This window comes from Flavobacterium sp. MMS24-S5, from assembly GCF_050320125.1.
GTDB lineage: Bacteria > Bacteroidota > Bacteroidia > Flavobacteriales > Flavobacteriaceae > Flavobacterium > Flavobacterium tyrosinilyticum.
The window spans coordinates 3,555,791-3,571,529 of record NZ_CP190016.1; the positions used below are offsets into that span (position 1 = coordinate 3,555,791).

The window sequence follows — 15,739 nt, forward strand, 5'->3', positions numbered from 1 at the left end:
TAAATGAAAAAATTAATTTTAGTTTTTATGTTTTTTTCGATTGTGTCAAATGCGCAGCAAGATGCGCAATATACACAATACATGTATAACACAATCGAAGTCAATCCAGCCTATGCAGGCTCACGTGGAGCATTAAGCGTTTTTGGTTTATATCGTACACAATGGATTGGATTAGATGGAGCGCCAGAAACGAGTACATTTTCTGTTAATACACCTTTGAATAATACTGATTTAGGACTTGGAGTTTCTTTGGTAAATGATAAAATCGGACCAACGGTAGAGAATACTTTATCGGCAGATTTGTCTTATACAATTCCAACTTCAGATACATGGAATTTGTCTTTCGGAATAAAAGGAACAGCTAATCTTTTTAACATCGATATCAATAAATTGAGTTATGAAGATCAAGATGATCCGCAGTTTCAGAACCTGAAGAATAAATTTTCGCCCAATGTTGGAGCTGGACTTTATTTTCATTCAGACAGAGCGTATGTCGGGTTATCGGTTCCTAATTTTATAGAAACAAATCGTTATGACTCAGACGATGTGGCTATTTTCAAAGAAAAAATCAATTATTATTTAATAGCAGGTTATGTATTTAATCTAGATCGTTTAGAGTACATAAAATTCAAACCAGCATTAATGACCAAAATGGTAGAAGGAGCTCCTTTACAGGTTGATGTTTCAGGAAATTTTATGTTTAATGACAAATTCGTTTTAGGACTTGCTTATCGCTGGAGTGCATCTGTTAGTGCAATGGCAGGATTTCAAGTTACAAAAGGAATGTACATAGGTTATGGTTACGATCATGAAACGACACGATTAAGAAAATACAATTCTGGATCTCATGAGATTTTCTTAAGATTTGAATTCTTTAATAATTACAATAAAATGATATCCCCAAGATTCTTTTAATACAACCTATGAAAGCTAGAAATTTAATATTGATTATTTTACTGTTTTGTTTTTTTTCAAATGTAAATGCACAAAATCCATTTACTACGATGAATATAAAATATGCAGATAAAAAATACGAAGAGTACGCTTACGCGGATGCTATAAAAGTATACGAGACTTTAGTAAATGCTGAAACTACCAACGAAGGTGTAATTCAGCGTTTGGCAAATTCATACTATTTTAATGGTGAATTAAAGAAAGCCTTAAAATGGTACGAACAGTTATTTGTGATAAACGAAAACCAAGAAGCTGAATATTTGTATCGATACGCACAATCATTAAAATCGGGAGGAGACTATCGTAGATCTGATGAGATTTTGCAGAAATTCAATCAAAAAGCAACTGCAGAAAAGAGAGCAGATCTTATTAGAAGTGACAAGAATTATTTAGAAGATATAAAAGAAAACTCAGGCCGATTCCAAATTGCCGACGCTGGAGTTAATTCTCGATATTCAGATTACGGAAGTGTTGTTTACAATAATAAAATCGTTTTTACTTCTGCACGCGACACAGGCGGAGTTGTTAAAGCTAATTTTCAATGGACAAATAGATCTTTCTCTAGATTATACACAGCAGATCTACTTCTAGACGGAAGCGTTGGAAAACCAGAACTTTTAGTAAAAAGAAAAAAAGATAATTTCAATGAGTCAAGTCCGATTTTTACAAAAGATGGACGAACGATGTATTTTACTAGAAATAATTTTACAGATGGTAAAAGACGCAGTAACGACAAAAATGTAACGCTATTAAAATTGTACAAAGCAGAATTGATCGATAACGAATGGAAAAATGTTGCAGAACTTCCGTTCAATAGTGATCAATACAGTACGGCGCATCCCGCTTTAAGTGTAGACGAAAAAACACTTTATTTTGCCTCAGATATGCCGGGAACATTAGGACAATCTGATATTTATAAAGTTGCAATTAATAATGATGGAACTTTTGGTACACCCGAAAACTTAGGCCCAGCTATTAATACAGAAGGAAGAGAAACCTTTCCTTTTATTTCTGGAGAAAACGAATTGTATTTTGCTACAGACGGACGTCCAGGTTTAGGAGGATTAGACATTTTTGCTTCTCGTATTAAAGCAAACGGAACTTATGATGATGTTTTAAATGTTGGAGAACCTGTTAATAGTAAACAAGATGATTTTGCCTTCAGTATTGACAGCAAAAGCAGAAGTGGTTACTTTTCTTCAAACAGAGAAAACGGACTAGGAATGGATGATATTTACAGATTTACAGAAACAAGAAGATTAATCTGCGAACAAAACTTATCAGGAACAGTAACAGATGCAGAAACAAACGAAATATTGTCCAATACTTCTCTGACTTTGTTTAATGAAAAATTTGATCCAGTTGGAACAATCACCACAGATGAAAAAGGGAATTACATTTTTCCCGATCTAAGATGTGGCAAAAAATACACTATTAGAACTGCTAAAAACGATTATAATGCCAAAGAAGTTGTAGTAACAATCCTTAAAGAAAAAGGAGAAACTACAGAAATGATTGCATTAAATAAAGTCTTTAAACCACTTGCAGCAAAAACGGTAGCGATCAAAAAAGTGGCTATTAGTCCAGTAAAATTGAGTTCTATGCGTGTAGGAGTAGACATTGCAAAATTGTTAAACCTGCCTATGAATTTCTTTGATTTGGGTAAAGCAACTATTAAAAAGACATCAGAACCACAATTAATGAAAGTGGTAAATCTTTTAAATGATTATCCAAACATGAGACTAGATATTCGTTCGCATACCGACAGCCGTTCTTCTTCAGAAAGCAATCAGATTCTTTCAGAAAAAAGAGCGCAATCGACAAAAAACTGGTTAATTCAAAAAGGAATCAGCGAAGATCGATTAACTGCAAAAGGTTATGGCGAAACGCAATTAGTAAACAAATGTGCAGACGGAGTGAAATGTACAGAAAAACAGCACATGCAAAATAGACGAAGCGAGTTTATTATTGTTGCGATGTAAAACATCTTCTTTATAAATTATAAAACTCCTTTTCTAAATTTTAGAAAAGGGGTTTTTTGTTTAGAAATAATCCCTACGGGATAATGGTTTGGGTGTGATTTTTTTTTCTACCAATCAGTCACTCCTAGCGGAGTGTTTTTTCAACCATTATATATAATTCGAGACCACTCCGCTAGGAGTGACTGATTGGTAGAACGGAAATGATTATCCGAGTTCATTATGTCCTGTAGGGACATTTGATTGGTTAATAAAAATCAATTGATAAATCAAAATTTATATTTTATGATCTGTGTATTAAATCAGAAAAAGGGTTTTTGTTTATTCTGTAATGATATTAGAATTTCTATTAAGTAAATAGTCAATTTCACTTAAAAAATCAAATTCATCTTGAGGTATTAATTGAAGAACAGTTTCCAGAATTAAACCTATATTGATAGATTGGCGTTTGTCAGTTTCAGGAATTTTATAGGCATCTTGCTCCAAAGCCAAAATACATAATTTCAGCATATCGGTAATTACGCAGCCGAGTTCTAAATAATTTTGAAACTTAATCTCAGCAACATTAGTTTTGTCATTTGCAGGTTTTAAAGTATGAAAATATAAAGAGGTTAATTTTTTAAGATCTAAATTTTTGATTTCGTTTGATTCCATATAATGAGGTGTTTAGTTGAAAGAATAGATGTTTTATTATTCTAAATTATTTGATGCAAGATTCTTTTCTTTTTATTATTTCCGACATACGACCGTATGTTGTTTAAAATAAATCTTACAAATAAGATTAAAGGCAAATCTATTAAAATGAAAAAAAAGATAAAACGACATATATGTCGTGTTAATATCTTTCTGAAATTTTACAATCTCTACGGGATAATGTGGGTTTATATGTCGCTCCTCTGGAGCTCTTTTCTTTTGCCATAATTTTTCGGCTATAAATATTATGCTCCGCAGGAGCATTTTTAATGGTCAAAAAAAATGAAAAAAACCGCTAGGGGTTTCTGGTCGGTAAACGTTAAAAAATCTAATTTTCCTCAAAAAACAATTCTAAACAATTTCATTCTTTACACTATAATTTTGAAAATATAAATTTTGATGTATTATGTTTAAAATGAATTGTTTATGTTTTTAAAAAATCGATTTCGCTGTAGATCGTGTTGGTTTTTGTTTTAACTTTATAAACCTAAAAATTTTTCATTATGACTGTAGATCAAATACTTAAAGCAAAAGGAAGGAATGTGTATTCTATTTTCTCCAATTTAACGGTTTATGATGCGTTAAAAGTTATGGGAGAAAAAAACATTGGAGCAATTTTAGTTATGGATGATACTATTCTAAAAGGAATATTGTCGGAAAGGGATTATGCCAGAAAAATTGTTCTGAAGGATAAATCTTCTAAAGAAACTTTTGTTCATGAGATTATGGAAAGTAATGTTTTTACCGTAAAACTTTCAGATAATCTTGAAGATTGTATGGAACTTATGAGCGAAAAAAGAATAAGACACCTGCCTGTTTTAGAAGACGGAACAGTGGTTGGAGTAATTTCAATCAGCGATGTGGTGAAGGCAATTATAGAAATTCAAAAAGATACAATCAACCATTTGAATTCTTATATTTCTCAATAAACAGTAACTAAAAACGATAAAAATTCAAACGAGTCCAATTTCTATTGGACTTTTTTTATTTATTCGAATAGATTTTAAGAAAAGAAAACGCTAAAAAGACGCCATTTTAAAACAAGACTTATATCTTTGTAAGCTAGAATAAATGCTAAAAAAATGAACAAAGAGAGTAAAAGAAGAGAGGCGTTACTGTACCATGCAGAACCAACTCCAGGAAAAATTCAGGTAGTTCCAACAAAAAAATATGCAACCCAGAGAGACTTATCATTGGCTTATTCGCCAGGAGTTGCAGAACCATGTTTAGAAATCGCAGCAAACAAAGAAGACGTTTATAAATATACAGCCAAAGGAAATTTAGTAGCCGTAATCTCAAACGGTACAGCTGTTTTAGGTCTTGGAAATATTGGTTCAGAAGCAGGAAAACCTGTAATGGAAGGAAAAGGTTTATTATTTAAAATATTTTCTGATATAGACGTTTTTGATATCGAAATCGATACTGAAAATGTGGAAGAATTTATTCAAACGGTAAAAAATATTGCTCCAACTTTTGGAGGTATCAATTTGGAAGATATTAAAGCTCCAGAATCTTTTGAAATCGAAAGAAGATTGATCGAAGAATTGGATATTCCGGTAATGCACGACGACCAGCACGGAACAGCAATTATCTCTTCTGCAGCTTTAATCAACGCACTGGAATTGGCAGGTAAAAAAGCAGAAGACGTAAAAGTAGTAGTTTCTGGAGCAGGATCTGCGGCGATTGCGTGTACAGATTTATATGTTTTACTTGGAGTAAAAGTTGAAAACGTTTTAATGTACAACAGTAAAGGACTTTTAACTAAAGACAATCCTGCACTTTCAGATTTACAATTAAAATATGCAATTGACGGACCTCAGATTCCTTTGGCTGAAGCGGTAAAAGACGCTGACGTTTTCATCGGATTATCTTCTGGAGATATTCTTTCGCCAGAAATGTTATTGACAATGTCTAAAAATCCGATCGTTTTTGCAATGGCAAACCCGAACCCGGAAATCGATTATAATTTAGCTACAGAAACTCGTAAAGATGTTATTATGGCTACTGGACGTTCAGATTTTCCTAATCAGGTAAATAACGTTTTAGGTTTTCCTTACATCTTTAGAGGAGCGCTAGACGTAAGAGCGACAAAAATTAACGAAGAAATGAAAATGGCAGCTGTAAAAGCTTTAGCTATTTTGGCAAAAGAACCAGTTCCAGAACAAGTTAACGTAGCATACGGTGCAACAAAACTTGGTTTTGGTCAAGAATATATCATTCCTAAACCATTCGATCCTAGATTGATTACAGTGGTAGCTCCAGCGGTTGCAAAAGCAGCAATGGAATCTGGAGTGGCAAAAAATCCTATTACAGACTGGGCAGCTTACGAAGATGTTCTTCGCGAACGTATGGGTAACGATAACAAAATGGTGCGTTTGATTACAAACCGTGCAAAATTAAATCCAAAGAAAATTGTTTTTGCTGAAGCAGATCAATTAAACGTTTTAAAAGCAGCTCAAATTGTTTACGAAGACGGAATCGGATTCCCTATCTTATTAGGGAACAAAGAGCAGATTTTGGAATTAAAAGCAGAATTAGGTTTTGATGCCGATTTAGAAATTATCGATCCAAAAACAGATGAGGAAGCCGTAAGGCGTAATAAGTTTGCAAAATCATTCTGGGAAACTAGAGGAAGAAGAGGTGTTTCTAAATTAGATGCTGAAAAATTCATGCGCGAGAGAAACTACTTTGCCGCTATGATGGTTAACGAAGGAGAGGCAGATGCAGTGGTAACAGGACATTCTAGAAGCTATCCTTCAGTAGTTAAGCCAATGCTTCAGTTAATCGAAAAAGCGCCTAATGCTTCTTTGGTAGCAACTGCAAATATGATGCTTACTTCTCGTGGGCCAATGTTCTTATCAGATACAGCAATAAACATTAATCCGTCTGCACAAGATTTGATTAATATTGCCATTATGACTGCAAAAACTGCAAAAATGTTTGGTATTGAGCCAGTTATAGCAATGGTTTCATTCTCAAACTTTGGATCTTCAACTAGCGAAAGCGCTTCAAAAGTTAGAGAAGCTGTATCTTACTTACATAAAAATCATCCAGAATTAATTGTTGATGGAGAAATTCAAGCAGATTTTGCATTAAATCCAGAAATGCTTCAAGAGAAATTCCCATTCTCTAAATTAGCAGGAAAAAAAGTGAATACATTGGTTTTTCCTAACTTAGAGTCAGCAAATATCACTTACAAATTATTGAAAGAATTGTATAAAGTGAATTCAATAGGACCAATTATGATGGGTATGGGCAAACCAGTTCACATTTTCCAATTGGGTGCTAGCGTTGAAGAAATGGTAAATATGGCAGCTATTGCTGTTATTGATGCACAGGAAAAAGAAAGTAAAAAGAATAAAATAACACAATAAACGTTCTAACAAGGATTGAACAAATTTATCGTAGTTTTATGGCATTTTTGTTATATTTGATACTAATAAATTACATTTATGATAGCACATTTGCAGGGAAGATTAGTAGAAAAGAATCCTACAGAGGTTGTAATTGATTGTGGAGGGGTTGGTTATCAGGTAAATATATCATTGCATACCTTCTCCTTAATTCCAAATTCTGAAAATATAAAATTATATACGCATCTTCAAATTAAAGAAGATGCGCATACTTTATATGGTTTTGCCGAAAAATCCGAGCGCGAAATTTTTAGAATGCTGCTTTCTGTTTCAGGAATCGGTGCTGGAATCGCGAGAACAATGCTTTCGTCTATAGAACCAAAGCAAATTATAAACGCTATTGCATCAGGAGATGTTGGCGTAATCCAGTCTATCAAAGGGATTGGAAACAAAACAGCACAAAGAGTTATACTTGATTTAAAGGAAAAAGTTGTTAAATTGTACGATATTGACGAAGTTTTTGCTGTTCAAAACAATAGAAACCGAGATGAAGCGTTATCTGCTCTAGAAGTGTTAGGTTTTGTCCGAAAAGCTTCCGAAAAAGTGGTAGAAAGAATCGTAAAAGAAGATCCAGAAGCTACCGTTGAAACAATTATCAAAAAGGCTTTAAAAAGCTTATAAATTTCATTTTATATAAAAGAATTCTATGCGTAAAATTTGTATTTTGTTGCTGGTATTGCTCTGCGGTAATGTTTTACGGGCACAGGTTACACCGGCGGCACAAGATACAACTAAAACTCAGTTTTCAGTAGGTAAGATAGAGCTCGAAGATCCTCCGAGCGTACTTTCGGCATATAGATACGATCCTATTACAGATCGTTATATCTATACCAATTCGGTAGATGGTTTCTCCATCAATTACCCTTTAATTCTAACTCCAAAAGAATACGAAGATTTAGTTCTCAGAGAAGCAAGAAGAGATTATTTTAGAAAAAAATCCGATGCTATTGATGGTAAAAAAGCGGGAGCTGAGGCAGCAAAAAAAGATTTATTGCCAAGATATTACATCAACTCGAGCTTATTCGAAAGCATTTTTGGAAGTAATACTATAGATGTAAAGCCCACAGGATCAGTAGAAATGGACTTGGGTATGCGTTATACCAAACAAGACAACCCGTCATTTTCGCCAAGAAACAGATCCTCCCTGACTTTTGATTTTGATCAAAGAATCAGCATGAGTTTAATGGGGAAAATTGGAACTCGTTTGGAAGTAAATGCCAACTACGATACGCAATCTACATTTGCTTTTCAGAATTTATTTAAATTAGCTTACACGCCTTCAGAAGACGATATTGTTCAGAAAGTTGAGGTCGGTAACGTTAGTATGCCTTTAAATAGTACCTTAATTCGAGGTGCTCAAAGTTTATTTGGGGTCAAAGCGCAACTGCAATTTGGTAAGACAACTGTTACGGGAGTTTTCTCAGAACAAAAGTCTCAAACCAAAAGTATAGTCGCAGAGGGTGGTGGTACCGTACAAAACTTCGATTTGTTTGCCTTAGATTATGATAATGACCGACATTTCTTCTTATCACAATACTTTAGAAATAAATACGATTCTTCTCTTAAGAACTATCCATTAATTGACAGCCGTGTTCAAGTTACCAGAATCGAAGTATGGGTAACGAATAAACAAAATAGGGTAACAACAACCAGTAACAACTTAAGAAACGTTATTGCTCTTCAGGATTTAGGGGAAGGACAAGTTTCTGGTGTGCCAGATAACCAGGTTGTTGTAATTACAAATCCTGTGGGATTCTTTAATAACCCAATAGATTCACCTACAGATAATACAAATAACAAATACGATCCAGCTTCAATTGGAAAAGCAGGAAGTTATTTAAACTCTAATATTAGAGAAATTGTAACAGCAAAATCTGGATTTAATAATACCAACGTAAACGAGGGAACTGATTATTCTGTTCTGGAAAATGCTAGAAAATTAACTACAAACGAATATACTTTTAATGCACAGTTGGGTTACATCTCGTTACAGCAGCGATTGGCCAATGACGAAATTCTAGCGGTTGCGTTTGAATATACAGTTGGAGGAAAAACATACCAAGTAGGGGAGTTTGGTAGTGATGGTGTAGATGCAACTGTAGTTACAGGAAACAACAATGCCAATCAAGCAATTGTAACACAGAGTTTGGTTTTAAAAATGCTGAAAAGTAGTTTGACAAACGTTCAAAATCCGGTTTGGAACTTGATGATGAAAAACGTTTATCAAATTCCTCAAGCCTACCAAATCAAACAAGAAGATTTTAGACTTAACATTCTTTATACCGATCCTTCACCAATAAATTATATTACGCCAGTAACAGGAAGTACTTTTCCGGCAAATCCAGCACCAGACGATAAAGTTGATCAAACGCCATTATTGAATGTTTTTAATCTTGACCGTTTAAATTACAACAACGATCCACAAACGGGAGGAGACGGATTCTTCGATTATGTTCCAGGAGTTACGGTTGATGTGCAGAATGCCCGAATTATTTTTACCACTAAAGAGCCTTTTGGAGAACTTTTATTTAGAAAATTGAATACCAACTCTGGAGAAAGTTATGATGATCCGGCTACTTATAATGCAAATCAGAGAAAGTATGTGTTTAGAAACATGTACAAGAATACTCAGGCTGGTGCATTGCAGGATAGTGATAAAAACAAATTCTTATTAAGAGGAAAATATAAATCTTCGGGAAGCAATGGTATTCCTATCGGAGCCTTTAATGTTCCGCAAGGGTCTGTTGTGGTAACTGCAGCAGGACGTGTTTTAGTAGAGGGTATTGATTATAGCGTCGATTATCAATTAGGACGTGTACAGATATTAAATCCTTCGCTTCAAGCTTCTAATACGCCTATTGAAGTTTCGTTGGAGAACAATTCAATCTTTGGGCAGCAGACAAGAAGATTTATGGGATTCAATGTTGAACATAAAATTTCTGAAAAGTTTGTTGTTGGAGGTACATTTTTGAAAATGACAGAGCGTCCTTTCACTCAAAAATCAAGTTACGGACAAGAATCTGTAAATAATACCATTTTTGGTTTTAATGGAAATTATGCGACAGAAGTTCCGTTTTTGACAAGATTGGCTAATAAATTGCCTAACATAGATACAGACGTTCCGTCTAATCTTTCGATTCGTGGAGAAGTAGCATTTTTGAAACCAGATGCTCCAAAGGCAAGTGATTTTGAAGGCGAAGCAACTATTTATATTGATGATTTTGAAGGTACTCAGACCACAATCGATATGAGATCTGCTTATGCATGGAGTTTGGCTTCTACACCATTTATTACTTCTGCTACAGACAATACTTTTAATGCCAACTCCAATACGCTTGAGTATGGTTTTAAACGTGCAAAATTGGCTTGGTATACTATTGATCCAATTTTCTATACTTCAAAACCATCTGGAGTTTCAAATGATGATTTATCATTAAACTCAACAAGAAGAATTTATAGCAGAGAGCTTTATCCAAATACAGATATTGCACAAGGGCAGATTCAGGTTGTTAATACATTAGACTTAACGTATTATCCATCAGATAGAGGACCTTACAATAATAACCCTAATTTTAGTTCAAGTAGCCCTTCGTCTAATTTTGGTGGAATTATGCGTGCGCTGAATTCTACAAACTTTGAACAAGGAAATGTTGAATACATTCAGTTCTGGGTATTGGATCCTTATGTTGGAACGGGGCAGGCTCAAGGAACTAATAATGGAAAAATTTACTTCAATTTAGGAGAAGTTTCAGAAGATGTTCTAAAAGACGGAAGAAAACAATATGAAAATGGTTTAGGGCCAGATCAGATTATGGTAAATCCACAGCCGATTTGGGGAGACGTACCAGCATCTCAATCATTGATTTATGCATTTGATACTAATCCAGACAATCGTAAAAATCAGGATGTTGGTTTAGATGGTTTGCCAGACGCAAAAGAGGGATCAATCTATACCAACTATGCAGGAGAAGAAGATCCAGCGGCAGATAACTATAAGTACTTCTTAAATACAGAAGGAGGCATTTTGCAGCGTTATAAAAGATACAATGGAACAGAAGGGAACTCTGCAGTAAGCGTTGATGATCCAAATCGTGGTTCAACAACTCTTCCAGACGTTGAAGACATTAATCGTGATAATACCATGAGTACAATCAATGCGTATTATGAGTATAGTATTGACGTAAGACCAGGAATGCAAGTTGGAGAAAATTATATTACGGATATTAGAGAGGTTCAGAATGTAGATCTTCCTAATGGTAGTACTACCAATGCAAGATGGATTCAGTTTAAAATTCCGGTTTCGAAACCTCAAAATACTATTGGAAATATTACCGATTTTAGATCTATTCGTTTCATGCGTATGTTCATGACTGGGTTTAATGATCAAATGACAGTTCGTTTTGGAGCATTAGATTTAGTTAGAGGAGAATGGAGAAAGTATACAGGAACGCTTGATGCAAATGATACAAACCCTGATGATGACGGAACTCAATTTGATGTTGCAGCTGTAAATATTCAGGAAAACGGAACTAAATGTCCTGTAAACTATGTTATTCCGCCAGGAGTTCAAAGGGAGCAATTGTACAACAACAATACAATTATCAATCAGAACGAACAGTCTTTAGCATTGAGAATTGCAGGTTCAGGATTAGAATATCAAGATTCTAGAGCAGTTTTCAAAAATGTAAGTGTTGATATGCGTCAGTACAAAAAACTGAAAATGTTCCTTCATGCAGAATCTCTGCCAAACGAAACTCAGCTTTTAGATGATGAGATGATCGGATTTATTCGTTTTGGTAATGACTTTACGCAGAACTTTTATCAAATTGAGATTCCATTAAAAGTAACGAGAACTGGAGGAAGTTGTACTATAAGTCCAGATCAAGTATGGCTTGAAGAAAATAATATTGATGTAGCACTTTCATTGCTTACTAGAATGAAAATCTTGGGAATGAATATCGATATTAATTCGCCAAAAAGAGATATAAATGGTATTTATTATCCAGACCGAGATCCAGATGTAGACGGTGGTGACCAGGATGGTAAATTGACTTTAGGTATTAAAGGAAATCCGAATTTCGGTTTAGTGCGAAATTTAATGGTCGGGGTAAAAAGCGCGGCAAACCATAAGGATATTATGGGAGAAGTATGGTTTAACGAACTTCGTATGTCCGATTTGGAAAACAAAGGCGGTATGGCTGCATTGCTTAATGTTGATACTAATATGGCCGATTTAATGACATTATCGGCTTCTGGTAAAAAGAGCACGATCGGTTTTGGTTCTCTTGAGCAGGGAGCCAACGAGAGAGATCGTGAAGATATTCAGCAGTACAACATTGTAACCAATATAAATTTAGGAAAGCTGTTGCCGCCAAAATGGGGTATTAATCTTCCATTCAATTATGCTATTGGAGAAGAAGTTATTACGCCAGAATACGATCCGTTTAATCAGGATATTAAGTTAGATCAATTGATTAAAGAAACGACAGATCCGGCAGAAAAAGAAAATATTAGAACTCGTGCGGTTGATTATACGAAGCGTAAAAGCATCAATTTTATTGGGGTAAGAAAAGATAGAGCGCCAGAACAGAAACCGCATGTTTATGATGTAGAAAACTTTACGTTCTCGCAGTCTTATAATCAGGTAGAGCGACATGATTATGAAGTTGAAAGTTATAATGATGAGCAGTCTAATACTTCTGTCAATTATGCTTATACTTTTCAGCCTAAAGAAGTAGTTCCGTTTAAGCAAACCAAATTCATGAAAACAAGTGAATATTGGAAATTGCTAAGCGATTTTAATATCAATTATCTTCCTTCGAATGTTTCATTTAACACGAATATTTTAAGGCAAAGTAATCGCCAGCAATATAGACAAGTTGATGTAGAAGGTATTGGATTAGATCCTCTTTACAGAAGAAACTTTGCGTTTAATTATCAATATGGTTTCGGATTTAATTTGACAAAATCGTTAAAATTAAATTACACAGCAGCGTCTAACAATATCGTAAGAAACTTTTTGAACGACGATAATACGCCAAAAGAAGATTTTAATATCTGGGATGATTATTTTGATATTGGTATACCAAATCAGCATTTACAGCAATTGGTTTTAAACTATGACATTCCAATTAATAAAATTCCAATATTTAGTTTTATAAAAGCAAACTATTCTTATACGGCAGATTACAATTGGCAAAGATCGTCTACGGCACTTTCTCAATACGTTGATGATAGTGGAGTGTCTTGGGATTTAGGAAATACGGTTCAAAATGCCAATTCGAATACTTTCTCTACGACATTAAATATGAATACACTGTATAAATATTTAGGTTTGACACCAGGAGGCAAGCCAGCAAAAGCAAAACCTGCTGCACCGCCAAAACCAGGAGAGAAAATTGTAAATACGGCTAAACCAGTTACCAGCAGTAATCCTTTTTATGATGGTTTGATTGGAGTTTTGACAAGTGTTAAAAATGTTCAGATCAACTATACAAAAAACAGCGGAACCGTTTTACCAGGATATATTCCAGGAGTTGGTTTCTTTGGAACCTCTAAACCTTCGTTAGGATTTGTTTTTGGTAGTCAAGATGATGTACGTTTTGAAGCTGCTAAAAATGGATGGCTGACTAGTTACCAGAACTTTAATCAAAACTTTACGCAAGTAAGTAATAAGCTTTTGAAAGTAATGGCAAACGTAGATTTATTGCCAGATTTGAAAATCGATCTGGCTATGGATCGCGCTTATTCTGAAAATTCATCAGAGCAATATAGTGTAGACCAAAATACAGGAGAGTATATAGCATTGTCACCATACAGTTATGGAATGTTTTCAATTTCTACCGTATTGATTAAGACTGCTTTCTCAACAAGTACAGAAACGGAGTCTTCGGCATTTGATGATTTTAGAAGCAATCGTTTAGTTATTGCAAATCGTTTGGCAGAACAGCATTATGGAGGAGGGGAAATTCCGAGATACGGAGATGCAAATAATCCTATTCCAGATGAATCAGATCCGAATTACAAAATTTATGTTGCCAATCAAGGTTATCCTATTGGTTTCTCAAAGAGTAATCAAGCGGTATTATTGCCTTCATTTATGGCGGCATATACAGGAGCAGATGCTTCAAAGAGTTCAACAGGTATTTTTAGAAGTTTCCCTATCCCAAACTGGAATGTGAAGTATAATGGTTTAATGCGTTATAAGTATTTCAAAGATCATTTTAGACGTTTTTCGTTACAACATAATTATAGAGCATCATATACAATAAGTCAGTTTAGGTCAAATTTTGATTATTTGGAAACCCCTGGAGGGCAAGACGTAAATACGAACTTCTTCAATAAAACAATCATGTCTAATGTTAACTTAGTGGAGCAATTTAGCCCGCTGATGAGAATTGATTTTGAGTTGAAAAATTCATTCCGTTTATTGACAGAAGTTAAAAATGACCGTGCATTGTCTATGAGTTTTGATAATAATTTATTGACAGAGGTTAAAGGAATAGAATATGTTGTTGGAGTAGGATATCGTTTTAAAGATGTTATTATCTCATCAAGATTGGCAGATAATCCAACTGGAATTATTAAGAGTGATATCAATATAAAAGCTGATTTTTCATATAGAAATAATGAAACTTTAGTTCGATATTTAGATTACGATAATAATCAGCTGGCAGCGGGACAGAACATCTGGACTTTAAAATTAACGGCCGATTATGCGTTTAGTAAAAACTTAACAGCAATATTTTATTACGATCATTCGTTCTCGAAAGCAGTTATTTCGACTTCTTTCCCTTTAACGAATATCAGATCAGGTTTCACACTTCGTTATAATTTTGGAAATTAAATTTTAGTTTCTAAACTAGATTTTATTAGAAGATTATTACATTTGTGGCTTAAATTTTAAACAATCAATTTTCAAACACAACGATTATGAGCATACCAGCAAATTTAAAGTACACAAAAGATCACGAATGGGTTAGCATCGAAGGAGATGTTGCAACTGTAGGAATTACTCATTTTGCACAAAAAGAGTTAGGAGATATCGTGTATGTTGAGGTAGAAACTTTAGATCAGACACTTTCAAAAGATGAAGTTTTTGGAACTGTTGAGGCTGTAAAAACAGTTTCTGATTTATTTTTACCATTAACAGGTGAGATCATTGCTTTTAATGAAGACTTAGAAAGTGCTCCAGAAACTGTAAATTCAGATCCTTATGGAGCTGGATGGATGATTAAAATAAAAATTGCTGATGCTTCAGAAATTGACACTTTATTGTCTGATCAAGCTTATAAAGAATTAATCGGTGCCTAAACAACTATTACTAATTTGGGCAATTATCTGCTCTGGAATCATTACTTATTTTTGTCTTACAGATTCTAGTAATATACCGGCGGTTAGTTTTCCAAGCATTGATAAAATTGTACATTTCTGTTTTCATTTTGGATTTACAATTTCATGGATTTTGTTTTTCAAAAAAGAGTTAAAAGGAAAAGATGCAGACGCTTATAAAGCGTATTTGATTTCTTTTATATTCTCTGTTTTTTTTGGAATTACAATCGAAATTCTCCAAAGTGCTCTTACAGTCACAAGAGCTTCAGATGTTACAGATGTTTTAGCAAATGCACTAGGAGCGGTTGTGGCAGTTTTTTCTGCAATAGCTTTTAAAAGTCAAATCGATAAAATATAATTTCAAAACCC

At 34.2% G+C, this 15,739-nt stretch carries 9 protein-coding genes; 8 read left to right on the forward strand and 1 reads right to left on the reverse strand.

Going from position 1 to position 15,739, the window contains the following annotated elements; all coding sequences use genetic code 11:
• The first annotated feature begins 3 nt into the window (after positions 1-3).
• Positions 4-915 carry a PorP/SprF family type IX secretion system membrane protein gene (locus tag ACPWTF_RS16345; protein WP_427872174.1) on the forward strand — a complete coding sequence of 304 codons (912 nt, stop codon included), beginning with the start codon at positions 4-6 and terminating at the stop codon, positions 913-915.
• Between the two features lie 8 nt (positions 916-923).
• Positions 924-2,936 (forward strand): OmpA family protein, encoded by a 2,013-nt coding sequence (locus tag ACPWTF_RS16350; RefSeq protein ID WP_427872175.1) that lies wholly within the window; start codon positions 924-926, stop codon positions 2,934-2,936.
• A gap of 318 nt (positions 2,937-3,254) precedes the next feature.
• Here the strand turns inward: ACPWTF_RS16350 and ACPWTF_RS16355 are convergent, their stop codons facing one another.
• A complete protein-coding gene (locus ACPWTF_RS16355) occupies positions 3,255-3,587 on the reverse strand; it encodes a hypothetical protein (RefSeq protein WP_427872176.1) in 333 nt (110 codons plus the stop codon).
• Positions 3,588-4,129: 542 nt separating this feature from the next.
• On the opposite strand from ACPWTF_RS16355, the gene ACPWTF_RS16360 reads away from it, so the two are divergent.
• From ACPWTF_RS16360 to ACPWTF_RS16385, 6 genes are all read left to right on the forward strand, one after another.
• Positions 4,130-4,555, forward strand: coding sequence for a CBS domain-containing protein (locus ACPWTF_RS16360; RefSeq protein WP_095927918.1), 426 nt, complete (start codon positions 4,130-4,132; stop codon positions 4,553-4,555).
• A gap of 153 nt (positions 4,556-4,708) precedes the next feature.
• A complete protein-coding gene (locus ACPWTF_RS16365; RefSeq protein WP_427872177.1) occupies positions 4,709-7,000 on the forward strand; it encodes an NADP-dependent malic enzyme in 2,292 nt (763 codons plus the stop codon).
• A gap of 78 nt (positions 7,001-7,078) precedes the next feature.
• Positions 7,079-7,660, forward strand: a complete 582-nt coding sequence (ruvA, locus tag ACPWTF_RS16370; RefSeq protein ID WP_095927916.1) for a Holliday junction branch migration protein RuvA — start codon at positions 7,079-7,081, stop codon at positions 7,658-7,660.
• Between the two features lie 25 nt (positions 7,661-7,685).
• Positions 7,686-14,885 (forward strand): cell surface protein SprA, encoded by a 7,200-nt coding sequence (gene sprA / locus ACPWTF_RS16375; protein ID WP_427872178.1) that lies wholly within the window; start codon positions 7,686-7,688, stop codon positions 14,883-14,885.
• 86 nt (positions 14,886-14,971) lie between these two features.
• Positions 14,972-15,352 (forward strand): glycine cleavage system protein GcvH, encoded by a 381-nt coding sequence (gene gcvH / locus ACPWTF_RS16380; protein ID WP_095927914.1) that lies wholly within the window; start codon positions 14,972-14,974, stop codon positions 15,350-15,352.
• A complete protein-coding gene (locus tag ACPWTF_RS16385; RefSeq protein WP_427872179.1) occupies positions 15,345-15,728 on the forward strand; it encodes a VanZ family protein in 384 nt (127 codons plus the stop codon). Before gcvH ends, ACPWTF_RS16385 begins: the two co-directional genes overlap by 8 nt.
• Positions 15,729-15,739: the final 11 nt, after the last annotated feature.